Genomic DNA, 25,564 nt, shown 5'->3' with positions numbered 1-25,564 from the left:
GACGAGGCCCCGCACGGCACCGCCCGCCCGATCCCCCTGGCGGAACTCAGGCCGCCCGCGCCGGTGGTCCCGGTCGCGTGGCGGGGGCCGGGTGAGGGCGATTCGGGCGGCAGCGCTCAGCCGTCTCCGCAGGCCGAGCCGGTGCCGTCGGCCGACGCATGGCGGCCCCCGCACGACGAGGCCCCGCACGGCACCGCCCGCCCGATCCCCCTGGCGGAACTCAGGCCGCCCGCGCCGGTGGTCCCGGTCGCGTGGCGGGGGCCGGGTGAGCGTGGCCCGCGGAGGAGTGCCCGGCCGATCGCCTCGGTCGGACTCCGGCCGGCCGCGCCCGTGGTTCCCGTCGCCCGGCGGAAGCCGCCGGGCGGCGCTCACCCCGTCCCCCTCGCCGGGCGGTGGGTGCGGCTGTGACCACCGCGCTTCTCCCCGCTCAGCCGCCGCTGCGGCAGCGCGCCCGCGCGGCCCGGGCCGGGCGGCTCGACTCGCTCACGGGGCTGCGGTTCCTCGCCGCGTTCGCCGTCTTCGCGCACCACTTCACGGGCGCGAGCCCCTCCGGCGGCGTCGCCCACGCGCCCGTGCTGTTCCCCTACACCACGATGGGCGTCAACGGCGTCGGGTTCTTCTTCGTCCTGTCCGGCTTCCTGCTCGCCTGGGGCCACCGCGCGGGCAGCGGCGCCAAGGAGTTCTACCGGCGCCGGGCGGGCCGCGTCCTGCCGCTGCACCTCGCCGCGACCGTGCCCTGCATCTGGGTGTTCCACGTGTGGGGCGGGGTGCCGTGGGACCTGCCGAGCTTCCTCGCGTCGCTGGTGCTCGTGCAGACCTGGTTCCCGGGCGTCGTCCCGATGTTCCCCGGCAACGGCGTGTCGTGGACGCTCAGCGTCGAGGTCTTCTTCTACCTGCTCTTCCCGTTCGTCATCCGCGGCGCCTACCGGCTGCGCACCCGGACCCTGTTCGCCCTCTCCGGGTCCGGGCTCGTCGCGATGTGGGCCGTCAACTGGTGGGCGGCCGCGCACCTTTCCCCGTTCCACCGGGAATGGCTGATGCGGCTCCCGGTGACCCGGCTGCCCGAGTTCGCGCTCGGACTCACGCTCGCGCTCGCCGTCGGCCGGGGCCTGCGCCTGCCGCTGCGGCCCGGCGTCCTCGCCGCGCTCTTCGCCGGGTACACGGTGGTGTACGTACACCGCGCCACCTGGTGCCCCGGCGCCGTAGCCGACCAACTGGCGTGGACCGTACGCCCGTTGGTCGCGCTCTTCTCCGCGCTGGTCATCGTCGCGTACGTGCAGCGCGAGCGGGCCGGGTGGCGCGGCTGGCTCTGCACCCCGGTCATGGTGCGGCTCGGGGCCTGGTCGTACGCGTTCTACCTGCTGCACCAGACCGTGAACCGGCTGATCCTCGACCGCTGGGGCCGGGCCGAGCCGGGCAACCTGTCCGTGTTCACGCTGCTCGGCGTCGCCTCCGTCGTCGTCGCGCTGTCCTGGGCCGCGTACACCTACGTCGAGGAACCGGCCCGCCGCTGGTGGAGCCGGAGCCAAAGCACGTAGTGTGACGGCCAGTTGACAGTGCGTGACATGGCGGGGCATTTGGGCGTAGTGTCCCGCTCCATGGCATGGAAGAAAGCTGTCAACGACGCCCTCCGGACCCTCACCGGATACCAGTTGACCCGGCCGCGGGTGCCCGCCCCGCGCGCCGAGGCGCCGAAGGCCCCCGAGCCCGCGCCCCCCACGCCACCCGCACCGCCCGCGCCCGGCCCCGGCAAGAGCGAGAGCGAGAGCGCAAGCGCGAGCGCGAGCACGAGCAAGGGGCCGCGGCTGCCCGTCGACTACGACGACGAGGCCAAGGAGACGATCCGCGCGGTCAAGCCGTGGACCATGACGTCCCCCGAGCGGCTCAACGCGTTCATCCTCGCCACCCGGTACGTCGTCCGGCACGGCATCCCCGGCGACATCGTCGAGTGCGGGGTGTGGCGCGGCGGTTCCATGCAGGCCTGCGCCAAGACGCTGCTGGGCTGCGGCGCCACCGACCGCGACCTGTACCTCTTCGACACCTTCGAGGGGATGACCCCGCCGACCGACGAGGACCTGCGCCGTGACGGGACGCCCGCCGCCGACATGCTCGCCCGGCACGGCAAGGAGAACGCGATCTGGGCGTACGCCACCCTCGACGACGTCAGGTCCGGTTTCGAGCAGGTGCCGTACCCGGCCGAGCGCGTCCACTACGTGCAGGGCAAGGTCGAGGAGACCGTGCCGGGTCAGGCGCCGGACCGGATCGCGATCCTGCGGCTCGACACCGACTGGTACGCCTCCACCAAGCACGAACTCGACCACCTCTACGACCGGTTGGTCCCCGGCGGCGTCCTGCTCATCGACGACTACGGCTACTGGCAGGGCTCCCGCCAGGCCGTCGACGAGTTCCTCGAGCGGACCGGGGAGCGGTTGTTGCTGCTGCGGATGGACGAAGGGCGCATCGCGGTGAAGCCGTGACCCCGCGCGCCCGCCCCGCCCGCCCGTGACGTCCGGTCCCCGCGCCGCCCGGTGCGGGGGCCGCCGCGCGCTCACCCAGATGGCCCAGGACCGGTGACCGGGCACGGCGGCACCGGTTGTCCACCCGAAGGCCCCCCGTCGTCCGCCGGAAGGAATGTGCGCAGCGCATGACACCCCGCCTCACCGTCGTCGTCCCCGTATACAACGTCGAGGAGTACCTCGGCGCCTGCCTGGAGTCGCTGGCGGCCCAAGCCGTGCCGGACCTCGAGGTCGTGCTGGTCGACGACGGTTCCACCGACGGCAGCGGCGGGATCGCACGCGCGTACGCCGCGCAGGACTCCCGGTTCCGGCTGGTCGAGCAGGCCAACGCGGGCCTGGGCGCCGCCCGCAACACCGGCGTCCGGCACGCCACCGGCAGCCACCTCGCCTTCGTGGACAGCGACGACGTCATCCCCGAGGGCGCCTACGAGCTGATGCTCGCCACCCTTGAGGAGTCCGGCTCCGACTTCGTCACCGGCAACGTCTTCCGGCTGCGCGCCGACGGCACCGCCGACCAGTCGCCCATGTTCCGCAAGGTGATGGCCGCCGGCCGCGTCGCCACCCACGTCACCCGGGACTGGGACCTGCTCGCCGACCGCATCGCCTGCAACAAGGTCTTCCGGCGCGCCTTCTGGGACGAACACGCCCTCGCCTTCCCCGAAGGCGTCCTCTTCGAGGACATCCCCGTCGTGCTGCCCGCCCACTTCCTGGCGCGCTCCGTCGACGTCCTGGAGGAGACCGTCTACCTGTGGCGCGACCGCGAGGGCTCCATCTCCAACCGCCGTGCCCTGCCGCGCGCCGTGCGTGACCGCACCGCTTCCGTCACCCACGTCAGCCGCTTCCTCGCCGGACGCCCCGAGTGGCAGGAGGGCAAGCGCCGCTACGACGCCTCCGTGCTCGGCGGCGACCTGTGGATGTTCATGGAGGCGCTCCCGGACGGCGACGCCGCCTACCACGAGGCGTTCCTGGACCACGCCAACGCCTTCGCCGACCGCGTCGACCCGGCCGTCGTCGACACCCTGCCGCTCGGCCTGCGGGTGCGCTGGCGGCTGATCCGCGAGCGCCGCCTCACCGAACTCCTCGCCTTCATGGCGTACGAGAACGCCAACTCCGGTGCCTTCCGGGTCCGCCGCGGACTGCGCGGCCGGCGCGCCGACTTCCCCGCCCTGACCGGCCGGCTGCCCCGCAAGGCCGCCGCCCTCACCCGGGCCGAACTGCCGCTGGAGGCCCGCGTCACGCACGCCGCCTGGAGCGAGGACGGCCTGCTGCGCCTCAAGGGCTACGCGTACGTGCGCAACCTCCCCCCGGGCCGCATCCGCGCCCGCGTCCGCGTCGCCTGGCTGCGCGCGGGCCGGCGCCGCGCGGTGCCGCTGTGGCTGCGCACCGTCCGCTCGCGCGAGGCGACCCTCGCCTCCCGGCAGGGGCTGCACAGCTACGACCGGACCGGGTTCGAGACCGCCCTCGACCCGGCGCGGCTGGTCACCCGGCGGGCCGCCACCACCTGGAAGCTGGAGCTGGGCGCGTACGCGGGCGGCCTGCTGCCGCGCACCGGACCGGTCCGGATGAGCGGCACCTGCCCGCTGCCCGTGCGCCACCTCGACGACTTCCTGCGGATCAGCCCCACCCTCCAGCGCGGCCGGCTGCGCCTGCGCGTGGAGCGGCTGCGCGCGCGCCTCGCCGGGCACGAGAGCGACGGCCGGCGGGTGCGCGTCACCGGCGAGCTGAAGTCCGCGAGGCAGCCCGCGCCGGTCGCCGTACGCGTCGAGAACTGGCGGACCAAGGAGGCCCACGACCTGCCGCTCACCCGCGACGGGCGCACCTTCACCGCCGACGTGCCGCTCTCCCTCTTCGGCGGCGCGCAGGGCCCCGCGGACCCCTGGGGCGTCGCCCTGGTCGGCGCGGACGGCGAGGCGACCCCCCTCGCCGCGCGCCCCGACACCGCGCCCGGCCGCTACGGCCTCGGCGGCGGCCGCGAGCTGATGGTGCTCGCCAACGCCTCCGGCAACACCGAACTGCGCGACCAGACGGTCCGGCCCGTCGTCGACACCGTCCGCTGGGAGGAGGACGGCCGGCTGCTGCTCGCGGGCAGCTACCCGGACACCGCCCGCCGCGAACTGGTCCTCGTGCACAGCGGCCACGACGAGGAGGCCGTGGTGCCGCTCCGGCTCGCCGACGGCCGTTTCGAGGCCGTCCTGTCCCCGCAGGCGCTCCCCGGACCGGCCGGGACGCTGCCGCTGGCCGAGGGCAACTGGTACCCGTCGCTGCGCGCGAGCGGCGACAGCGACCCCGACGGGCGCGTCCCCGTCCTCGTCGCACCCGTCCGCCACCCGGACCTGCCGCTCGTCCGGACGCTCGGCGGCCGCGACTTCGTCGTGCAGCGCCGCCACCACGACCACCTCCTGCTCACCTCCGGCACCTCACTGCCCGAAGCGGACCGCGGCCGCGGCGCCCAGCAGGCGCTGCGCCGGGCCTACGTGGTCCAGCGCACCCTGCCGCGCCGCGACGCCGTCCTCTACACGAGCTTCGACGGCCGCCAGTACTCCGACTCGCCGCGCGCCGTCCACGCCGAGCTGGAGGCCCGCGGCGTCCCCCTGGAACACCTGTGGGCCTTCCGCGACCAGCAGGTCGAACTGCCGCCCGGCGCCACCCCCGTCGCCATGTGGAGCGCCGCGTGGCACGAGGCGCTGGCCCGCAGCCGGTACATCGTCACCAACACGCACCTGCCCGCCTGGTTCGAGCGCGCGGAGGGCCAGTACGTCGTCCAGACCTGGCACGGCACCCCGCTCAAGCGGATCGGCCGCGACCTGCTGGGCAACGCCTCCGCCGACGCCCAGTACATCGCCACGCTGCCCGCCCGCGCCGACCAGTGGTCGCTGCTCGTCTCCCCGAACAGCTTCGCCACGCCGGTCCTGCGCGGCGCCTTCGGCTACACCGGCTCCGTCCTCGCCGGCGGCTACCCGCGCAACGACGTGCTGCACGCCCCCGACCGGGAGAAGCACGCCACCGCCGTCCGCGAACGCCTGGGCGTCCCCGAGGACAAGCGCGTCATCCTCTACGCGCCGACCTGGCGCGAGAACCAGCCCCGCCGCTCCGGCCGGTACGGGCTCGACCTCCAGCTCGACCTGGCGGCGGCCCGGGCCGCCCTCGGCGACGACCACGTCCTGCTGGTGCGCCGCCACTACCTGGTCGGCGGCTGCGTCCCCGAGAACGACTTCGTGCGCGACGTCACCCGGTACCCGGACGCCGCCGACCTGCTGCTCGTCGCGGACGTCCTGGTCACCGACTACTCCTCGATGATGTTCGACTTCGCGCAGACGGGCCGGCCGATGCTGTTCCACACCTACGACCTCGACCACTACCGGGACTCCCTGCGCGGCTTCTACTTCGACTTCACCGCCCAGGCGCCCGGCCCGCTGCTGCGCAGCAGCGACGAGGTGATCGCCGCGCTCCTCGACCCGGACGCCGCGGTCGCCGGGCACCGGGACGCCTACGCGCGGTTCCGGGAGGCGTTCTGCGACCTCGACGACGGCAGCGCCGCCGCGCAGGTCGCCGACGCGATGCTCGCCCACGGCGCGGACGGAGGCCACCGATGACCCCCGCCACCACCCCTGACGTCAGCGTCCTCCTCGACTGCCCGGCGGGCACCGACCCGGCGCGGCTCACCGCCACCCTGCGCTCCGTCCAGGACCAGACCCACGGCCGCACCGAGGCCGTGCTCACCGGCGACGGCGCCCCCGAGGCGGCCGCCGCCCACCCCGGCCGGGCCCGCACCGGCGCCCCCCGCGGCACGTACGTCCTGCCGCTGGCCGCCGGCGAACTCCTGGAGCGCGACGCCTGCCGCAACCTCCACGCCACCGCCCGCCGCACCGACGCCGACCTGATCGCCGGCCGCTGGACCCGGCTGACCGGCACCGGCACGAAGGACTCGAAGGGCTCGAAGGAACACAGCCCCGCCTGGCAGAGCGCCCTGTACGCGCGCTCCCGGGTGCTGACCGCCGCGGACCAGGCGCCGGAGCTGCTGACCCGGCCCGCGCTGACCGCCGGGTACTGCGTGCGCAGGACCCTGCTGGAGGCCGCCGCCCCCGGCGCCCGCGACGGGCTCGACCTCGCGCTCGCCGCCCGGCGCATCGCCCTCGTCCCGCAGCTGATCACCACGCACCGCGCCGCCCCCGACCCCCGCACCGGGCTCCAGGCCGCCGCCGCCCGGCACCGGCACGCCCTCGCCCTGCTCACCGACCCCGCGCTGCGCGCGGCCCGCACCCACGCCTTCGCCGCCGACGACGTGCTGCCCCTGGTCCGCGCCTTCCCCGGACTTCCCCGCGCCCGCCGCGCCGAACTGGCCGCCGAATCCGCGCGGTTGCTCGACGGGCTGCTCGACGCGGCCGCGCTCGACGGGCTGGCGCCCCTGGAGCGCGTCGCCGTGGCGCTGCTCGCCGCCGGGGACGCCGACGGCGTGCACCGCGCCGCGCACGCCCTGCAACGGCCCGGCACCGTCGTCTCCGCGCTGACCCGCACGGACGGCCGCGTCCATTGGAGCCCGGAGCACCGGGGCCCCGCGTACGACGTGACCGAACTCGGCCACCAGTACACGCCGCTCACCGGACTCGCCCTCCTCACCCGCGTCACCCGCTGCGCCCGCGAGGACGGCCTGCTCGTCGTCGAGGGCGAGACCGTCGTGCCGCTCGGCCTGACCGGCGACGCCCGCCCGCAGGCCCTCACCGGCACCCTCGACCTGCGGGTGCGCGGCGGGAGCCGGACGGTGACCGTGCCCGCCGACGACGTCCGGCTCCAGGGCGGCGCCACCCTCGCCTGGCGGGCCGCCGTGCCGCTCACCCGGGCCCTGCGCCCGCGCGGCATCGGCGACCGCGTCTGGGACCTGCGGCTGCGCCTGGCCGCCGACGGCGCACTGCTGCGCCCGCTCGACCTGTGCGCCGGGCCGGACACCGTGCCAGGACCGGCCGCCGCGCTCCCGGCCCGGCCCCGGCTCACCCGGCTCACCGGCGACACCTGGCAGCCCTACGTCACCGCCCGCCACCACCTCGCCCTGTGCCTGCTGCCCCGCGCCCGGCCCGCCCGCACGGCCGCCGCCGTCGCCCGCTACCTCACCCGCTTCCGGCCCGCCCGGGCGCTGCGCACGCTCGGCAAGAAGCTCCGGAGGCGGTACGACGCCCTGCACACGCGGCGCTTCAAGACCCGCGTCTACCAGCGGTTCCTGCGCCACCTCCCGGTCAGCCGCGGCACCGTCGTCTTCGAGAGCCACATGGGCAAGAGCTACAGCGACAGCCCGCGCGCCGTCCACGAGGAACTGGTGGCCCGGCGCCGCGGGGCGCGCGTCGTGTGGTCCTACGCGACGTCCCCGGCCGGCTTCCCCACGGACGCCACCCTCGTGCGCCGCTGGTCCTGGCGGTACCTGTGGGCCCTCGCGCGCGCCGAATGGTGGGTCGACAACCAGGGGTTCCCGCACGCCCTCGACAAGCCGCGCCACACCACGTACCTCCAGACCTGGCACGGCTCCGCGTACAAGCGGATGGGCTTCGACGAGATCCGGCACCGCACGCAGAACGCCCCGCAGCGCGAGAGGCTCGCGCGCGCCGTCGCCCGGTTCGACCACTTCCTCGTCCGCTCCGAGCACGACGTGCGGACCCTGGCCCGCGCCTACCGCCTGCCCGAGGAGCGGCTGCTGCGCGTCGGTTACCCGCGCAACGACCGGCTGGTGGCGGCCAGGAGGCGTGACGAGCGCGAGGGCCGCTTCCCCCGCCCGGCCCCCGCCGCCGCCCTCGGCATCCCCGACCACCGGACGGTCGTGCTGTACGCGCCCACCTTCCGCGGCACCCCGAAGAACCGGACGGCCCGACTGCCGCTCGACGTACGGGCGTTCGCCGAACGGTTCGGTGACACGCACGTGCTGCTGGTGCGCGCCCACTACCTGGAGGCGGCGGCGCTGCCCGCCACCCCGCCCGGCACCGTCCTGGACGTCGGCGCCCACCACGACGTCCAGGAACTCCTGTGCCTGGCCGACGTACTGATCACCGACTACTCCTCCGTCATGTTCGACTACGCCCTCCTGGACCGCCCGCTCGTGCACTTCGCGCCCGACCTCGACGCGTACACCGCCGAGCGCGGCAGCTACTTCGACCTGCGCGCCCGCGCCGGCGGCCCGGTCGCCGAGACCCAGGAGGAGCTGCACCGCGTCCTCGCCGGGATCAAGGAGGCCGACGGCGACTGGCAGGAGGCGCGGCGCGCGTTCGCCGCCGAGTTCGGCACGTACGACGACGGCGGGGCCGCCCGCGCGGTCGTCGACGCGCTCTTCACGCGAAAGGCAGGTTCATGACCGCGGCCCGCGACCTCTTCCTCGTCGCCAACAGCACCGACGAACTCGGCGGAGTCACCGCCTGGACCCACCAGATGGCCCGCCTGTTCACCGGCGCGGGCCACCGCGTGCACGTCGTCGGCGTCCACGAGTCCGAGCTGAAGATGGCGGTGCCCCAGGCCCCCGGCTACGCCGTGACCAGCCTCTACGAGCGGCATCCGGCGACCGCGCGGCCGCTGCGCGGCGCCCGCAGGTTCAGCCTGCCCGCCCGGCGCGCCGAGCGCCGGCGGGTCGCCGCGAAGAAGCGGGCCCGCGCCACGCTGGAGTCGGTCCTCGCCCCCGCGCCGCCCGGCTCCGTCGTCGTCGTCACGCAGGTGTGGCCGATGGAGTGGCTGCGCGAGATCGACACCTCGCACCTCACGGTCGTCGGGATGAGCCACGAGTCGTTCGCGTACTCGCGCGCGAGCCACCGCTACCACTGGATCAAGCGGCACTACCCGCACGTCGACCGCTGGCTGGTGCTCACCCAGGAGGACGCCGACGTCTGGGCGGCCGAGGGCCTCAACAACGTGGACTTCATGCCGAACGCCCTCGCCCACCTGCCCGACGTGCCCTCCCCGCGCACGGAGAAGGTGGTCTGCTCGATCGGCCGGCTCGCCGACCAGAAGGGCGTCGACATGCTCCTCGACACCTGGGCGAAGGTCGCGCCGTTCCGCGCGGACTGGCAGCTGCACGTGTACGGGGCGGGCGCCGACGAGCCCCAGCTGCGCCGGCACTGCCGCGAGCTGGGCCTCGACGGGTCGGTGCGGTGGCGCGGGCGCACCGACGACGTGCCCGGCGCCCTCGCCGCCTCCTCGGTGTTCGTGCAGTCCTCCCGCGGCGAGGGCTTCCCGCTGGCCCTCATGGAGGCGATGGCCGGGGCCGTGCCGTGCGCCGCGTTCGACTGCGCGCCCGGCGTCCGCGAGATCGTCCGCGACGGCGAGGACGGCCTCCTCGCCCCGGTCGGCGACGTTGACGCCCTCGCCGACCGGCTGCTGCGCCTGACCGGCAACCCGCGGCTGCGGGACGCGATGGGGGAGCGGGCCCGGGTCAACGTGCAGCGGTTCTCCGAGGAGCGCGTCCTGGAGCTGTGGGAGGACCTGTTCGCGCTCCTGGAGCGCTGACCCCGCCCCGTACGGGCTTCAGCGGCGGCCGAGCAGGGAGCGCAGCGGGTTGCGGGACCGGGAGCCGCTTTGCCGCGGTGCCGCCGCGGGCTGCGACGCGGCCTGCGCCTCCGGCTGCGGCTGCGACTCCGCTTCCGGCTTCTCGGCGGCGTACCGGGAGCGCGGCTGCGCGGGCTGCTTCGCCCTGCGGCCGTCGATCCGGATCATCGAGTGCCCGGCGACCTCCTCGGCCCCGTGCCAGAAGTCGTCCCGCCCGGCGAGCATCGCGCCGAGGTCGCCGCGCACCGGCTCGAAGGCACCCCAGGTCCCGTAGAACTTGGTCGCGGTGATGCACAGCGGCTTCAGCCCGGTCGTGGCGACGGCGCCCCAGGTGGCCGCGGCCACGCCCGGACAGTGCTCGGCCCGGAAGTCGTCGAGGACCACGACGCCGTCCTCGCCGAGCAGGGTGCGGGCCGCCGCGATGTCCCCGTGCACGTGCTCGTACAGGTGCGAGGCGTCGACGTGCACGAAGCGGCAGCTGCCCGCCGCCACCCGGTCCGTGATCACCTGTGAGGGGCCCTGGACGACCCGTGGCAACTCCTCGTGGAAAGCACGGTAGTTGGCCTCGAAGGCGGTCCGGGTCAGCGTGCTGTACGACTTGTTCATCTCCTTGTCGTTGGCCGTGTCGGAGGCCGGGGAGTCGAAGAGGTCGCAGACCGTGAACGTCTCGCCGTCGGCCAGGTACTGACCCATGAAGATGGCGCTCTTGCCGAGGTAGACCCCCAGTTCGAGCAGGTCGCCCGCCTGCCCGCGCTCGCGCTGCCGGGTCAGGAACCAGTCGAAGAGCACCTGGTCGATGGGGTGGAACCAGCCTTTGACCTCGTCGAGGGCGGCCGGGCGTGGCAGAGCGGGTGCCTCGTGCTGCATGTCTTCTCCCGTGTCGGATGGGGCTCGGGGTGCGGGCGGACAGCCGTGCTGGGGCGTGGGGGCAGGCGCGGGCCCGGTCCGGAGGGACGTGCGGGTCACGGAGGCCATCAGCACTGGGTAGGACCGCCGGGTGTCCGGAGGATGGCCGGAAAGCGACGGGCAGCCGTCCCGCGCGATGAACAGCCGGTGCGGGCCCGGAACAGAGGTGAGGGGTGGACCGTGTCCCGGCCCACCCCTCACCTCGTACGACGCTCCGCTACTTCACGGCGCCCGCCATGACACCGGAGACGAACTGGCGCTGGAACGCGAAGAACACCGCCAGCGGCACCACCATCGAGATGAACGCGCCCGGGCCGAGCACGTCGACGTTGTTGCCGAACTGCCGGACCTGGGTCTGCAGCGCGACCGTGATCGGCTGGCTGTCGGTGTCCGTGAAGATCAGCGCGACCAGCATGTCGTTCCACACCCACAGGAACTGGAAGATGCCGAGCGAGGCGATCGCCGGGCCGCCCAGCGGCATCACGACGCGCAGGAACAGGCGCAGCTCGCCCGCGCCGTCCAGCCGCGCCGCCTCCAGCAGCTCGCGGGGGATCTCCGCGAAGAAGTTCCGCAGCAGGAACACCGCGAACGGCAGCCCGAACCCGACGTGGAAGAGGATCACGCCGAAGATCGACCCGAAGATCCCGATGTCGCCGAAGAGCTTGGCGATCGGCACCAGCGCGAGCTGCACCGGCACCACGAGCAGCCCCACCACGACGAGGAACCACCAGTCGCGCCCCGGGAACTCCATCCAGGCGAAGGCGTATCCGGCCAGCGAGCCGATGACGATCACCAGCAGCGTCGCGGGGACCGTGATCAGGGCCGTGTTGACCAGGGACCTGGTGACGTCGGAGTTCTCCAGGAGGCGGGCGTAGCTGTCGAAGGTGAGCTGGGACGGCTTGCCGAACACCTTCCACCAGCCGCTGCCCGCCATGTCGTCGGGGCTGCGCAGCGAGGAGAACAGCAGGCCGACCGTGGGCACCAGCCAGACCGCGCCGACCAGGACCAGGACGAACTGCAGGACGCCGCTGCCGACCTTGTCGGTGACGCGGCTCGCGAGCGACCGCGGCTTCTTCACTGTGTCGTCGACGGTGGTCATCGTCGTTCCTCCCGCCGCAGGCGCCGCATGTTGAACCACATCACCGGGATCACCAGGAGCAGCAGCAGGACCGCGATGGCGCTGGCCAGCCCCTCGTTGCCCTCGCTGAACGCGGACCGGTACAGCTGCAGCGCCAGCACGTTGGCGTCGTCCTGCGAGGAGCCCGGGGCGATGATGAAGATCAGGTCGAAGATCTTCAGGACGTTGATCATCAGCGTCACCAGGACGACGGCGAGCACCGGGGCGAGCAGCGGCACCGTCACGCGGCGGAACACCTGCCACTCGCTCGCGCCGTCGACCCGGGCCGCCTCCAGCAGCTCCCGGGGGATGCTCGCCAGACCGGCCCCGATCAGCACCATCGCGAAGCCCGCCCACATCCACACGTACGAGACCATGATCGAGGTGGTCACGATGTTGAGGTAGAGGTCGAAGCCGCCGAGGTGGATCGTGAAGTACTTCTTGTCGCCGAGCCAGTCGACGCCGTTGTAGGCCTCCTCGAAGTTCGAGGGCGGCAGCCGCAGCCGCGCGCCGTCGGCCGCGGCGGGCAGGCTGAACGTGCCGTCGGACGCGGCCGTCGCGGACGCCACCACCTTGCCGCCCTTGACCGCCTCGATCCGCATGCCCGGGTAGCCGAGCTCGGTGGCGTCGATGCCGTTCAGGCCGCCCGCGCCCTTGCCGAGGGTGAAGTCCTGCCAGACGGTGCCGGTGACCCCGGCGCCCGCGGCGCGCGGCTCCTTCGCCGGCGCCGCGTCCTTCGGCATCTGGTCGGCGGCGACCCCGACGAGCGCCAGCTTCACCGGCTGCCCGGCCCGCACCGGCTCCTTGGTGAGGTAGGGGCCGCCGCTCTTGCCGGCGAGCGCGCCGTTGGGCCGCGGATGCGCCTTCGGGAAGGCGGACGACCCGGCGAACGTGTCGTGGACGCCGACCCAGACCGCGTTCACCGCGCCCTTCTCCGGGTCCTGGTCGTAGACGAGCCGGAAGATGATGCCCGCGGCCAGCATCGAGATGGCCATCGGCATGAAGACGACCAGCTTGAACGCGGTGCCCCAGCGGATGCGTTCGGTGAGCACGGCGAAGATCAGGCCGAGCGCGGTGGCGACCGTCGGGGCGAGCACCACCCAGAAGATGTTGTTGTTGATCGCCGCTTTGGTGTCGGCGCGGGTGAACAGCGTCTCGTAGTTGTCGAACCCGATGAACGAGCCGCCCGACGCGTCGAAGAAGCTGCGCACGAGCGAGTACCCGATGGGGTACACGACCAGCGCGCCGAGCAGCACGAGCGCGGGCAGCAGGAAGAGCAGGGCGACCGTTCTGCGGGTGCCCGTCACGCTCTTGGACCGTGGGGGTTTCCTGGCGGGGGTGGGCCCGGACGGCGCCGCCGGTGCACCCGTGGTGACGGGCTCCCTGGCGGTGCGGTCCGGGCCTTCCCCGGCGGCGGCCGAGGTCATCGCCGCGTCAGTCCTTGTACGCCTTGGCCGCTTCGGCCTCCAGCGTCGCCTGGGTGCCCGCGATGTCCTTCGGGTTCACCAGGAAGTCCTGGAGCGCCTTCCACTCGCCCTTGCCGGGCGTGCCGCCGAAGGCCTGCGGGGTCTGGTCCGACATGTCGAAGCGGAAGTCGTCGCCCGCGTCGATGACGGCCTTGGCGATGGTGCGCTGCACCTCGTTCGGGTACGCCGACACGTCCACGTTCTTGTTCGGCGAGAGGTACCCGCCGAGCTTGGCCTGGATCGTCGCCGCGTCGGGCGAGGCCAGCCAGGTCACCAGGGCCTGCGCCGCCGGGGAGTCCTTGAGGATCACCGCGGCGTCACCGCCGCTGACCACCGGCGCGTCCGCGCCGACCGCGGGGAACGGGAACACCTTGGCGTCCGAGCCGATCTTCGCCTTGGTCTGCCCGATGTTGACCTGCGCGAAGTCGCCCTCGAAGACCATCGCGCCCTTGGGCTGATCGCCGCCGGTGAAGGTCTGCTCGACCGACTTCGTGAACTCGGTCTGCACGGCTCCCTTGTTGCCGCCCGCGAGGAAGTCGCTCTTGCCCCACAGCTGCGCGAGCGTGGTCAGCGCCTGCTTGACGGACGGGTCCGTCCACTTGATCTCGTGCTTGGCCAGCTGGTCGTACTTCTCGGGGCCGGCCTGCGAGAGGTAGATGTTCTCGAACCAGTCGGTCAGCGGCCAGCCGTCGGCCCCGCCGACCGACATCGGCGTCACCCCCGAGTCGTAGACCGACTGGGCGGTCGCCAGGAACTCCTTCCAGGTCTTGGGCTCCTTGGCCGCCGCGTTCTCGAAGACCGCGTTGTTGTACCAGACCAGCGACTTGTTCGCGGCCTTGTAGTACGCCGCGTACTGCGTCCCGCCGACCTTGCCCAGGTCCTGCCAGCCCTGGCTGTAGTTCTTGGTGAGCTGGGCCTGGGCGTCCTTGCCGAGCGGCTTGGCCCACTTCTTGTCGACGGCCTGCTTGATGGCGCCGGGCTGCGGCAGCATCGCCACGTCCGGCGGGGCCCCGCCGGCCACCTTCGACCCCAGGAAGTTGATGATCGGGTCCTGGGCCGGTACGAACGTCACCTTGGCGCCCGTCCGCTTCTCGAACTCGGCCAGCACCTGCTTGAAGTTCTTCTGCTCGTCGCCGGTCCACACCGCGGCGATCTCCAGCGACTCACCGTCCAGCTTCGGCAGTCGGACCCCGGAGGCGGGTTTCGTGCTGTCGCCCCCGCTCGCCTTGTCGTTCTTGTCGCCGTTGTCGTCATCCCCGCACGCGGTGAGCCCGAGGGCCAGTGACCCGACGGCCACGGCCACGAGGGCTCGGCGGAATATGGGTGTACGAAGAGTGCTGCGCATCGCTGCCCCGTTCTCGTCCTGAACGCTGAACGTACGTACTGAGCGCTGTCCCGTGCGCACTGGTCTACGCCCGACCAGGGGAAACCGGCAAGAGTGCCAGGGCCGTCCCGGCGGTGATCGTGACGGGGTCGTGATGCGTCAACGCCGTTACGCGGGGCACGAGTTGCCCCGAGCACCCGGGTGACCTCCCGGGCGAGGCCCGCCAGTACGCGGGCGCTCCCCGCCCTGGGCAATCTGCCTCCTCCTGACTCCGTCCGGGGCCCAGAGCGGCAGGCAATGCAGGACGCCCCCGCCTTGGGCAATCTGCCGCCAAGGGCGGCAGGGTGGGCAAGGCGGCCCCCAGCGCCGGGCGCGCTCATCGACGACCCGGACCCGAACCCCGCTGCCGGGCACACGGGCAGCCCCGCCGCGACAACCCCGCCGGGCGCACATCCTGCCGGGTCCACCCAAGCGCAGGCCCTCACAGAAGCGAGGGCACCTCCCGCGCCGCCACCGACCGAGCGGCCCGCTCCAGCGCACTGGCCAACAACGCCAGATCCGTCGGCCCGTTCCCCAACTCCCGTACGGGCCGCCGATCCGGCGGATCCCCCATCCGCGCCCAGTCGAGCCCGACCACCGTCGGCCGCTGCGTGGCCGTCCGGGGGATCCGTCCGGTCACCCGGCCCGCCTGCACCCCCACGTCCCGCCCGTCGGCCCCCCGCAGAACCCCGCGCCCCGGCGCCGGATCCTCCGCACCCGACCCGGCCGGGTCAAGGACCACCGACGGCAGCCCCGCCCACCCCGGCGCCGCGCCGGAGGCGAACGCCGCCACGAGATGGACCCCGAGCCGCTCCCCGTCCCGCGCCACCGCCTCCAGGGCCCGCACGACGGACCCCGCGGCGGGCCGCCCCGGCGAGCCGAGCGGCGGCGCCAGCAGCGCGTCCAGGTCGTCGACGATCACCACGAGCCGCGGCAGCACCGGCCCGGCCTCCGCCTGCTTCGGCGCCCCGCCGGGCCGCAGCCGGATCGTGGCGGCGCTGGGCGGCGCGTCCAGATCGGCGGCCCCGCCCGAGCCCGCCCCGCCGGAGGACGGCCCCCCGGCGGACGGTGCGCCGCGCTGCGCCACCATCCGGCCCGAGACGGCCCGCTGCGTGTGCCACTCCGTGAAGTGCGTCCGCCCCGTCAGCTCGGCCCGCCGCTTCAGCTCCGTGGTCAGCGACTGCGCGAACTCCCGCATGCGCACCGGGTCGTTGGCCGCCAGGTGCGTCGTCACGTGCGGCAGGTCGGTGCAGACCCGCAGCCCGTCCACCCGCTGGCCGCGCTCGCCGCCGGTACCGCCGCCCTGCCCGTCCACGAGCACGACACCGAGCCGGTCGGGCCGCTCGGCGGCGGCCAGGGACGCGGTGACCGAACGCAGCAGCTCCGTACGGCCGCTGCCCGCGGGCCCCTCGATCAGCAGATGCGGCCCGTCGGCGGCCAGATCGACGGCGACCGGGCCGCGCGGCCCCGCCCCGAGCACCGCCCACACCCGCCCGCCCAGCGACCCCGGATCGTCCGCGGCCGCCGCCCAACGGGCCAGCAGCGACGCCGGGGTGGCCCGCGCCAGGCCCAACTCGTCCAGCAGCCGCGCCGACTGCGGCAGCGGCGCCGACACCCGGGCCTGCCGGGACCCCGGGCCGCCCGCCGCGTCCGTACGCAGCGGCGCCAGCGCCCGCGCGAACCGCTGCGCCCAGGCGAGCGACACCGCGTCCACCGTGGCGACCGTGCCGTGCCCGGCGAGCTGACCGTGCGCCGCCCGGTGCAGCCGCAGCGCCGTCGCCACGTCCCCGCTGAGCAGCGCCACCGCGCCGCACGCCCGGAACGCCGGGCTCTGCGCGCACGCCTCCTCGTACGTCTCCGCCACGGGCGACGCGGGGGAGGCGGGGGCCGCCTCGGCCAGCGCGAGGACGTGGATCCCGGCCGGGGCCCCTTCGGCGGCGAGCCGCGCGGTGGCCTCCCGCAGCGTGGCGGAACCGGGGTCGCCGTCGACGACCACGATCGTCGGCACGACGGTGCCGTCCCCGCCCGCCGCCGGGTCGGCGCGGCCGGGCCGGAACCCCGCCGCGTGGTCGTCGAGCCGCCGCAGCAGCTCGCCGGTCCGCGCCGCCGCCTGGTCACGGTCGTACGCGAGCAGCAGCCGGCAGTCCTGCCCGTGGGCCGGGCGCACGTGCGGCAGCCAGCCCAGCCAGGACCACTCCGCGACGCGCTCCTCGACGGTCCGGGCGCGGTCCGTGGCGATCAGTACGATCTCCAGCCGGTCCGGCGCGTGCAGCGCGGCGAGCTGGGCGAGCGCGCAGCGGGCGAGCCCCGTGAGGCGGGCCCGCGGACCGGCCAGGCCGAGCGCGCCGGCCTCGGCGATCCCCACGGTCACCGGCACCGCGGGCAGCAGCCCCGCGCCGTCCGGGCCCGTGCGGTCCACGGTGCCGAGCCGCACGGCCAGCGCCTCGGGGTGCCCTGGCCCGCGCTCCCACAGCCGGGGCCCGGGGCCCAGCGCGGTCAGCAGCAGCGCGGCGGCGTCCGGCCAGGTCTCCTCGGTGGCCCCGGTCACGCCCGCCGGCACGGGCTCGGGGGTGTGCGGGGTGCGCAGTGCGTACGGTTCGTGGATCTCGTGCTGCTGGTCCTGCTCGTCGCGGCCGCGGCGCAACAGCCGCCCCAGGCCGCCGCGCCGGCGCGCGGGACGCGGCAGCGGGGTGCCGCGCGGCGGGGTGCCGAGCCGGGTCCGCTCCACCTCGGGCGGCCCACCCTGCCCCGGCACCTGGGCCCCGCCCCCGTACCCCTCCCCGGCGGCTCCCCAGGAGGCATCCCCGTACGCATGCCGCGTCTCGTCCGACCCCGCGCCCGAGGCGCCCCGGGCGAACCCGTCCCGCCCCTCGCGCCGGCTCCCGCCCCACGACCCCGCAGCGGCCGTGCCCCGGGCGTCGTCCCCGGCCCCCGCCCGGCCCCCGTCCCACGAGGCCGCGCCGCGACCGCCCGCAGCGCCGTACGCGGAGGCCTGCCGGGGCCCGGGGAGGCTCTCACCCCTGCCGCCGTATCCGGAGCCCCGCCCGCTGCAACTCGCCCCGCCGTACCCGCCCGCCTGCGCGGCACGGCCCGCGTCGCCGTACCCGCCCGCCTGCCCGGCAGGGTCCGCGCTGCCGTATCCGGCCGCCTGCCCTGTACCGCCCGCCCCGCCGTACCCGCCCGCCTGCCCGGCAGGGTCCGCGTCGCCGTTTCCGGCGGCCCGCCCGGCACGGCCCGCGTCGCCGTACCCGCCCGCCTGCCCGGCACGGCCCGCGTCGCCGTATCCGGCGGCCCGCCCGGCACGGCCAGAGTCGCCGTACCCGCCTGCCTGCCCGGCAGGGCCAGAGTCGCCGTACCCGCCCGCCCGCACGGCACGGCCCGCGTCGCCGTATCCGGCCGCCTGCCCGGTATCGCCCGCGTCGCCGTATCCGGCGGCCCGCCCGGCACGGCCAGAGTCGCCGTACCCGCCCGCCTGCCCGGTACCGCCCGCGTCGCCGTATCCGGCCGCCTGCCCACCACGGCCCTGCCCGCCATCACCGGAGCCCCGCCCGGCCCCGGCCCCGTCGTCCCCGGGGGCCCGGCCGGGCCCGACCTGATCGCCGTACGCGGAGACCGGCCGGGGCCCGGCCCCAGCCCCCTCCTCGCCCCCGGCGCCCTGCCCAGGGTCCCGCCCGGGCCCGCTCGGGTCGTCGTGGCCGGAGCCGCGTACGGACTGGCCCGCACCCGCGGCCGAACCCCCGGCGGAGCCGTCCGCGGGGGGCTGGGACGGGATCAGGCCGGGGACGCTCACGCGGACGTGGCCCTCCCCGTCGGGCGCCGTCCGCACCGGCGCCGCGGCATCCGCGCCTCCCGCGACAGCGACCCGCAGGGCCGATTCGCCGAGCCGCAGGAGGGCGCCGGGGGAGAGGCGGACGGGGCGGTCGCCGAGGGGGCGGCCGTCCACCGTCGTGCCGTTCGTCGAGCCCAGGTCCACCACCGAGACCGCACCATCAGCGGCCAGCGTCACCGCGCAGTGCAGCCGCGACACGTCCGGGTCGTCCAGCGGCACGTCCGCGTCGGCGGAGCGGCCGACGCGGATCTGCCCGCCGTGCAGCAGGTGGACGCCGCCCGCGTCCGGCCCGGCCACCACGTGCAGCTGCGCGGCCGCGCCGTCCGGCTCGGGCCCGGGGTCGGTGGGCGCGCCCAGCGACAGCACCGCCCCGTCGATCAGCGGCGGGTCGCCGAGCAGGCAGCGCTGCGCGTCGAGCCGCTCGGCCCCCGCGTACAGGACCGTGGACGGCGCGTCGCCGCCCGCGACGGCGGCGGCGAGGCCGGAGGCGACGGCGGCGAGCGCGGTGCCGCCGGGCGCGGTGACCAGGACGTCCACCGCGCCGCCCGCGGCTCCCGCGCGCGCGGACGCGTCGGGGCGCGTGCCCAGGGGGTCTACGACGGTAAGGCGGATCTGCATCGCCGTCTGCGGTCCCTTCTGCGCGGGCGCCCGGGACGGAACAGCCCGCGGTCCCCCCACCGCAGATTCCCCCATCGCTACGGGCACGTCAGCCAGTGCTGGAGGCATCCTCGCACCTGCCACCGACAACACGCCCGCCCCCCACCCGTAAGTGATCTTGATTGGTCGGCTCTGCCCGCAAAAGTGCCTGCTGCGGGCCGCAAGGCAGCCGCTTGAGATCGGTCACGTCGCCGCGCGGCAACCAAGGGCGCGGCCCTTGCGTCTTCCCGTCGGACACGGGTGTGCCCGGGGCGACGGGCACCGGGACGGGCAGGAGGCCCCCGCGATCGACCGCCGGTACCCCGGACGCCGCCACTAGAGTGGGCCGCGACACCCGGGACCGGGACCAGGCAAGTGCAGACCAAGCAAGTACCGATGCAGGGAGCGCATGACGTGCGGCCGGTAGGGAGCAAGTACCTGCTCGAGGAGCCGCTCGGACGCGGCGCCACGGGCACCGTCTGGCGGGCCCGCCAGCGCGAGACCGCGGGCTCCGAGGCGGCCGTCGCCGGGCAGCCGGGCGAGACCGTCGCGATCAAGGTCCTCAAGGAGGAGCTGGCGAACGACGCGGACGTGGTGATGCGCTTCCTGCGGGAGCGCTCCGTCCTGCTGCGTCTCACCCACCCGAACATCGTGCGCACCCGCGACCTGGTCGTCGAGGGCGAGCTGCTCGCCCTCGTCATGGATCTGATCGACGGCCCCGACCTGCACCGCTACCTGCGCGAGAACGGCCCGTTCTCGCCGGTCGCCGCCGCGCTGCTGACCGCGCAGATCGCCGACGCGCTCGCCGCCAGCCACGCCGACGGCGTCGTGCACCGCGACCTGAAGCCGGCGAACGTGCTGCTCAAATGGGACCAGGACGAGGGCGCGGGCATGCACCCGATGCTCACCGACTTCGGCATCGCGCGCCTCGCCGACTCCCCGGGCCTGACCCGCACGCACGAGTTCGTCGGCACGCCCGCGTACGTGGCCCCGGAGTCCGCCGAGGGCCGCCCGCAGACCAGCGCCGTCGACATCTACGGCGCGGGCATCCTGCTGTACGAGCTGATCACCGGCCGGCCGCCGTTCTCCGGTGGCTCGGCGCTCGAAGTCCTGCACCAGCACCTCAGCGCCGAACCGCGCCGCCCCTCGACCGTCCCCGACCCGCTGTGGACGGTCATCGAGCGCTGCCTGCGCAAGAACCCGGACGACCGGCCGAGCGCCGAGAACCTCGCCCGCGCCCTGCGCACCGTCGCCGGGGGCATCGGCGTGCACGCCAACAGCGCGCAGATCGCCGCGGCCGAGGGCGTGGGCGCCCTGCTGGCCCCCGATCCCGACCCCGCCCCGGTCCCGGGCGCCCCCGGCGCCGCCGACCCGACGCAGGTCCTGCCGGGCAACGCGCCCTCGTACGACCCGAACGCGGCGACCAGCGTCATGCAGCAGCAGGGGAACCAGCCCGGCGGGTACGGGGACGCGGACCCCACGTCCGTGCTGCCGAACCGCGGCGCCGCCGACCCGACCGCCGTCATGCCGCCCGTCCCGCCGCACCAGCCGGGTCAGAACCCGGCCGGCGGCGAACCGGAGGGCCCGCACCCCTGGCAGAACCAGCTGCGCGCGGCCCGCGACCGCAACGAGCAGACGCAGGTCCAGTACCTCGACCCGAACCAGGACCCGCTGCGCCGCCGCCCGCAGCGCCAGGTCGCGCGTCCCGAGCAGCAGCAGCGGCCGCAGCAGTACGCGCCCCAGCAGCGGCCCCAGCAGCCGCGCCGCCAGACCCCGCAGCCCCAGCAGGCCGCCCCGCAGCGTCCGCAGCGCCAGCAGTACGCGCCGCCGCAGCCGCCGCCGCGCCAGGCACCGCCGGCCCGGGAGCCGCGCGAGCCCCGCGGGCGCAGCGCCAACCCGATGAAGATCCCCGGTCTCGGCTGCCTCAAGGGCTGCCTGTTCATGATCGTGATCCTCTTCGTGGTGAGCTGGCTGGTCTGGGAGTTCACCCCGCTCCAGGACTGGATCGGCACCGGCAAGGGGTACTGGGCCCAGCTCTCCGACTGGTTCACGACGGTGACCGGCTGGATCGGTGACCTGGGAGGTCAGTAGCGGGCGCGACCGTTTCACGAGCGTTTCGCACGCGTTCCCGAGCGGGCGCGGACCCGCGACCGACCGTGAGTTTGCGGATTTGTCGACATCCGACGGGTGATTTCCCCCGCGGATGCGTTGGTTGGCGTCCGGGCCGCGTAGCTTGGGCGCCAACACGCGTCTGTAGGAGCAGTCTTGGCACGGAAGATCGGCAGCCGGTACACCGCCCACCAGATCCTGGGCCGCGGCAGTGCGGGCACGGTGTGGCTGGGCGAGGGACCCGACGGTCCCGTCGCCATCAAACTGCTGCGCGAGGACCTCGCCTCCGACCAGGAACTGGTCGGCCGCTTCGTCCAGGAGCGCACCGCCCTGCTCAGCCTCGACCACCCGCGCGTGGTCGGCGTCCGCGACCTGGTGGTCGACGGGAACGACCTGGCGCTGGTCATGGACCTGGTCCGCGGCACCGATCTGCGCACCCGCCTCGACCGCGAGCGGCGCCTGGCCCCCGAGGCCGCCGTCGCCATCGCCGCGGACGTCGCCGACGCGCTGGCCGCCGCGCACGCCGCCGGGATCGTGCACCGCGACGTGAAACCGGAGAACGTGCTGCTCGACATGGAGGGCCCGCTCGGCCCCGGCGGCGCGCACCCCGCGCTGCTGACCGACTTCGGCATCGCCAAGCTCATCGACACCCCGCGCCGCACCCGCGCCACGAAGATCATCGGCACGCCCGACTACCTCGCGCCCGAGATCATCGAGGGCCTGCCGCCCCGCGCCGCCGTCGACATCTACGCCCTCGCGACCGTCCTGTACGAGCTGCTCGCGGGCTTCACCCCGTTCGGCGGCGGGCACCCGGGCGCGATCCTGCGCCGGCACGTCACGGAGACCGTCGTCCCGCTGCCCGGCATCCCCGACGAGCTCTGGCAGCTGCTGATCCAGTGCCTGGCCAAGGCCCCCGCGTCCCGGCTGCGGGCCTCCGAGCTGGCCGCGCGCCTGCGCGAACTGGGGCCCCTCCTGGCGGGCATGGCCCCGCTGGACGTAGACGACCCCGACGACCCCGACGACCCCGACGGCCCCGACGACGCGGACGCCTCCGGCGCCGGTGAGGGAGCCGCCGCGGACCCGGCCACCGAAGCCTCCCGCCCGGCGGGGCCGGATCCGTCCGGGGCGGCCGCGCCCCGCCGCGGCGCGGTCTCCCTGGTCCCCGGCGCCGCCCCGGCGGACTCCAACCGCGACACCCACACCTCGATGCGGGTCCCGGCCCCGGACGAGCTGGCGGGCGGCGCCCGCGGCACGGCCCGTGCCCCCCGCGCCACGGGCGCCCCCCGCCCCGGCTCGGCCCGCAACCGGCACCCCGCGCGCCGCCGCCGCATCACCCTGGGGGTGGCCGGGCTCGTCCTCGCGGTGGCCCTGGGCGGCGGCATCTGGGCGGCGACGTCGTCCGGGGACGGGGAGCGGCCCCCCTCCGACGAGAACAACTCGGCACCGGCGGCACCGTAGGCGCGGGGCGGGTCCCCGTCCTCCCCGATGTGATGCCGCACGCAGTGCGCATCACAGGGGCGCGGGGAACTGCGCGACCAGCCCCCACCGGACGGGCACCCGCCCACGAACCCACCCACCCCCCCCCCCACGGCGCGAACCCGCACACCCCACCCCCGGGGTACGCCTCACACCGCCACCCGGCGGAGCCGTTACGCTGGACCCGTGGCAGTCGTCGATGTTTCCGAAGAGCTGAAGTCCCTCTCCTCGACCATGGAGTCGATCGAGGCCGTCCTGGACCTCGACAAGATGAGGGCAGATATCGCCGTGCTCGAGGAGCAGGCGGCCGCGCCGTCCCTGTGGGACGACCCGGAGGCGGCACAGAAGATCACCAGCAAGCTGAGCCACCTCCAGGCGGAGGTCCGCAAGGCCGAGGCGCTGCGCGGTCGTATCGACGACCTCTCCGTCCTCTTCGAGATGGCCGAGGAGGAGGACGACCCGGAGACCCGGGCCGAGGCCGAGACCGAGCTGACCTCGGTGAAGAAGGCGCTGGACGAGATGGAGGTCCGTACGCTCCTCAGCGGTGAGTACGACTCCCGCGAGGCCCTGGTCAACATCCGCGCGGAGGCCGGCGGCGTCGACGCGGCCGACTTCGCCGAGCAGCTCCAGCGCATGTACCTGCGCTGGGCCGAGCGCCACGGCTACAAGACCGAGGTCTACGAGACGTCGTACGCGGAAGAGGCCGGCATCAAGTCGACCACCTTCGCCGTCCAGGTCCCGTACGCGTACGGCACGCTCTCCGTCGAGCAGGGCACGCACCGCCTGGTGCGCATCTCGCCCTTCGACAACCAGGGCCGCCGGCAGACGTCGTTCGCCGGCGTCGAGGTGCTCCCCGTCGTCGAGCAGACCGACCACGTCGAGATCGACGAGTCCGAGCTGCGCGTCGACGTCTACCGCTCCTCGGGCCCCGGCGGCCAGGGCGTCAACACGACGGACTCCGCGGTCCGCCTGACCCACCTGCCCACCGGCATCGTGGTCTCCTGCCAGAACGAGCGCTCGCAGATCCAGAACAAGGCGACCGCGATGAACGTCCTCCAGGCCAAGCTCCTGGAGCGCCAGCGCCAGGAGGAGCGGGCCAAGATGGACGCCCTCAAGGGCGACGGCGGCAGCTCCTGGGGCAACCAGATGCGGTCGTACGTGCTGCACCCGTACCAGATGGTCAAGGACCTGCGCACCGAGTTCGAGGTCGGCAACCCGCAGTCGGTGCTCGACGGCGAGATCGACGGTTTCATCGAGGCGGGCATCCGCTGGCGCAAGCAGCAGGAGAAGTAACCCGCGATTTATCGACAAGGCAACTGCCGCGCAATCAGCGGCAGTTGCCTTCGCGTTTTCCCGGTCCGGACGCAACTGGGCCAACTGTGAAGGACTATCGGCCTTTTACGTCACAGTCACATGTCCGTACGACGGTCAAGTCGCCCCATACAGCGGCAAACCAGGCGCAACGACCTTGACGCCGGTCTGAAAACTGGGAAGGCTGGCGCGCGGCATGCGTATCCGTGGGACGCGTGTGAACGGGGGCCGGGTCGAACACGACGTCTGCTGCCCCCCTTTGAACGCCGTCCCGGGCGCTGCTCCATTCACGATTGGCTACTGGGGGTAGCAGACAGATGACCAAGAAGACGCGGATCCGTGTAGCGCGGATAGCCGCCGGTGCGGTGATCGCCGCCGGCGCGTCGCTGACCGCCGCGGGTGCCGCTTCCGCCGCCGATGTGAACATCGGCATCCTCGGGCTCGGTGCTGATGTGCACGCCGGTTCCGACGGTCTCAGCGCGAGCCTCGGCGCGGACGACGACGACCCCTGCCCGCCTGACGTCTGCGTCGACGGTGGCGCCGAGAACGGCGGGTCGGAGAACGGCGGCGCCGAGAACGGCGGCGCCGAGAACGGTGGCGCCGAGAACGGTGGCGCCGAGAACGGTGGCGCCGAGAACGGTGGCGCCGAGAACGGTGGCGCCGAGAACGGTGGCGCCGAGAACGGCGGGTCGGAGAACGGCGGGTCGGAGAACGGCGGGTCGGAGAACGGCGGCAGCCAGAACGGCGGCTCCCAGAACGGCGGCTCCGAGAACGGCGGCTCCCAGAACGGGGGCAACGGCAACGGCGGCAGCCAGACCGGCGGCAACGGCAACGGCGGCAGCCAGAACGGCGGCGGCTCGTCCACCGGAGGTTCCACCACCGGCGGCGACAACACCAACCCCGACGGCAACAACAACCCCGTCGAGCAGGGCCAGGGCAAGGACAGCCTGCAGGACACCGGCTCCACGCCGGCCGAGCAGACCGCTGCCCAGGGCAAGGGCGGCGAGCTGGCCGAGACCGGTGCCGACGGCACCACGATCCTGCTGATCGGCGCCGCGACCATGATCGCGGGCGGCGTGGGCTTCCGGTTCCTGCCGCGCCTCGCGGGCAACCGCGGCGCTGCCGCGTAACACCCCGGCGCGGGTCGGTCGCACCGCGCACACGGAAGGGCCCGGAGCCACTCGGCTCCGGGCCCTTCCCGGTGCTCGGCCGGGCCGCGTGACCGACGGCGATCCGCAGGTCGGACAGGCCTCACCGGCCAGACAGGCCCCACGGGCCAGACAGGCCCCACGGGCAAGACAGGTCAGACGGGCAAGACGGGCA

The 25,564-nt window shown here is 74.7% G+C and carries 14 protein-coding genes; 9 read left to right on the top strand and 5 right to left on the bottom strand.

All coding sequences use genetic code 11. From position 1 onward, the window contains the following. The first annotated feature begins 404 nt into the window (after positions 1–404). From ACIBW6_RS05035 to ACIBW6_RS05015, 5 genes are all read left to right on the top strand, one after another. Positions 405–1,538, top strand: a complete 1,134-nt coding sequence (locus ACIBW6_RS05035) for an acyltransferase family protein (protein ID WP_399056783.1) — start codon at positions 405–407, stop codon at positions 1,536–1,538. 60 nt (positions 1,539–1,598) lie between these two features. Beyond that, positions 1,599–2,477, top strand: a complete 879-nt coding sequence (locus ACIBW6_RS05030) for a TylF/MycF/NovP-related O-methyltransferase (RefSeq protein WP_399056780.1) — start codon at positions 1,599–1,601, stop codon at positions 2,475–2,477. Positions 2,478–2,644: 167 nt separating this feature from the next. Then, positions 2,645–6,109, top strand: coding sequence for a CDP-glycerol glycerophosphotransferase family protein (locus ACIBW6_RS05025; RefSeq protein ID WP_399056778.1), 3,465 nt, complete (start codon positions 2,645–2,647; stop codon positions 6,107–6,109). Beyond that, positions 6,106–8,847: a CDP-glycerol glycerophosphotransferase family protein gene (locus ACIBW6_RS05020; protein WP_399056776.1), complete on the top strand. Its 2,742-nt coding sequence runs from the start codon at positions 6,106–6,108 to the stop codon at positions 8,845–8,847. Before ACIBW6_RS05025 ends, ACIBW6_RS05020 begins: the two co-directional genes overlap by 4 nt. Beyond that, on the top strand, positions 8,844–9,989 hold the full coding sequence (locus ACIBW6_RS05015) for a glycosyltransferase (protein WP_399056774.1): 1,146 nt from the start codon (positions 8,844–8,846) through the stop codon (positions 9,987–9,989). Before ACIBW6_RS05020 ends, ACIBW6_RS05015 begins: the two co-directional genes overlap by 4 nt. 18 nt (positions 9,990–10,007) lie before the next feature. Here the strand turns inward: ACIBW6_RS05015 and ACIBW6_RS05010 are convergent, their stop codons facing one another. From ACIBW6_RS05010 to ACIBW6_RS04990, 5 genes are all read right to left on the bottom strand, one after another. Further along, positions 10,008–10,895 carry a class I SAM-dependent methyltransferase gene (locus ACIBW6_RS05010; protein ID WP_399056772.1) on the bottom strand — a complete coding sequence of 296 codons (888 nt, stop codon included), beginning with the start codon at positions 10,893–10,895 and terminating at the stop codon, positions 10,008–10,010. Between the two features lie 256 nt (positions 10,896–11,151). Next, entirely contained in the window at positions 11,152–12,033 is an 882-nt protein-coding gene (locus tag ACIBW6_RS05005; protein WP_399056770.1) for a carbohydrate ABC transporter permease, read from the bottom strand. After that, entirely contained in the window at positions 12,030–13,358 is a 1,329-nt protein-coding gene (locus ACIBW6_RS05000) for a carbohydrate ABC transporter permease (RefSeq protein ID WP_399057667.1), read from the bottom strand. The genes ACIBW6_RS05005 and ACIBW6_RS05000 overlap by 4 nt, the downstream gene beginning before the upstream one ends. 127 nt (positions 13,359–13,485) lie before the next feature. Further along, a complete protein-coding gene (locus ACIBW6_RS04995) occupies positions 13,486–14,862 on the bottom strand; it encodes an ABC transporter substrate-binding protein (RefSeq protein ID WP_399056768.1) in 1,377 nt (458 codons plus the stop codon). A 460-nt stretch (positions 14,863–15,322) separates the two neighbouring features. Continuing rightward, positions 15,323–19,327: an FHA domain-containing protein gene (locus tag ACIBW6_RS04990; RefSeq protein WP_399056766.1), complete on the bottom strand. Its 4,005-nt coding sequence runs from the start codon at positions 19,325–19,327 to the stop codon at positions 15,323–15,325. A 432-nt stretch (positions 19,328–19,759) separates the two neighbouring features. On the opposite strand from ACIBW6_RS04990, the gene ACIBW6_RS04985 reads away from it, so the two are divergent. The 4 genes from ACIBW6_RS04985 to ACIBW6_RS04970 all read left to right on the top strand — a co-directional run bounded on the left by ACIBW6_RS04985 (position 19,760) and on the right by ACIBW6_RS04970 (position 25,371). Next, the gene (locus ACIBW6_RS04985) at positions 19,760–21,436 is read left to right on the top strand and encodes a serine/threonine-protein kinase (protein WP_399057664.1); all 1,677 of its coding nucleotides are present in this window, start codon (positions 19,760–19,762) and stop codon (positions 21,434–21,436) included. A 174-nt stretch (positions 21,437–21,610) separates the two neighbouring features. Continuing rightward, positions 21,611–22,912, top strand: coding sequence for a protein kinase (locus ACIBW6_RS04980; RefSeq protein WP_399056763.1), 1,302 nt, complete (start codon positions 21,611–21,613; stop codon positions 22,910–22,912). A gap of 204 nt (positions 22,913–23,116) precedes the next feature. After that, positions 23,117–24,223: a peptide chain release factor 2 gene (gene prfB, locus ACIBW6_RS04975; protein WP_399056761.1), complete on the top strand. Its 1,107-nt coding sequence runs from the start codon at positions 23,117–23,119 to the stop codon at positions 24,221–24,223. Positions 24,224–24,558: 335 nt separating this feature from the next. Then, entirely contained in the window at positions 24,559–25,371 is an 813-nt protein-coding gene (locus ACIBW6_RS04970) for a hypothetical protein (protein WP_399056759.1), read from the top strand. Positions 25,372–25,564: the final 193 nt, after the last annotated feature.

It is taken from the genome of Streptomyces sp. NPDC049813 (genome assembly GCF_044465085.1).
Classification (GTDB): domain Bacteria; phylum Actinomycetota; class Actinomycetes; order Streptomycetales; family Streptomycetaceae; genus Streptomyces.
The sequence above is the reverse complement of the archived record's forward strand: the minus strand, read 5'-3'. Positions and strand labels throughout refer to the sequence as shown.

What these genes read in the sequence shown, in the direction of transcription:
- ACIBW6_RS04995 (WP_399056768.1), bottom strand. Translation starts at nt 14,862, where the DNA reads ATGCGCAGCACTCTTCGTACACCCATATTCCGCCGAGCCCTCGTGGCC.
- ACIBW6_RS05015 (WP_399056774.1), top strand. Translation starts at nt 8,844, where the DNA reads ATGACCGCGGCCCGCGACCTCTTCCTCGTCGCCAACAGCACCGACGAA.
- ACIBW6_RS05020 (WP_399056776.1), top strand. Translation starts at nt 6,106, where the DNA reads ATGACCCCCGCCACCACCCCTGACGTCAGCGTCCTCCTCGACTGCCCG.
- ACIBW6_RS05005 (WP_399056770.1), bottom strand. Translation starts at nt 12,033, where the DNA reads ATGACCACCGTCGACGACACAGTGAAGAAGCCGCGGTCGCTCGCGAGC.
- ACIBW6_RS05025 (WP_399056778.1), top strand. Translation starts at nt 2,645, where the DNA reads ATGACACCCCGCCTCACCGTCGTCGTCCCCGTATACAACGTCGAGGAG.
- ACIBW6_RS05030 (WP_399056780.1), top strand. Translation starts at nt 1,599, where the DNA reads ATGGCATGGAAGAAAGCTGTCAACGACGCCCTCCGGACCCTCACCGGA.
- ACIBW6_RS04970 (WP_399056759.1), top strand. Translation starts at nt 24,559, where the DNA reads ATGACCAAGAAGACGCGGATCCGTGTAGCGCGGATAGCCGCCGGTGCG.
- ACIBW6_RS05010 (WP_399056772.1), bottom strand. Translation starts at nt 10,895, where the DNA reads ATGCAGCACGAGGCACCCGCTCTGCCACGCCCGGCCGCCCTCGACGAG.
- ACIBW6_RS04990 (WP_399056766.1), bottom strand. Translation starts at nt 19,327, where the DNA reads ATGCAGATCCGCCTTACCGTCGTAGACCCCCTGGGCACGCGCCCCGAC.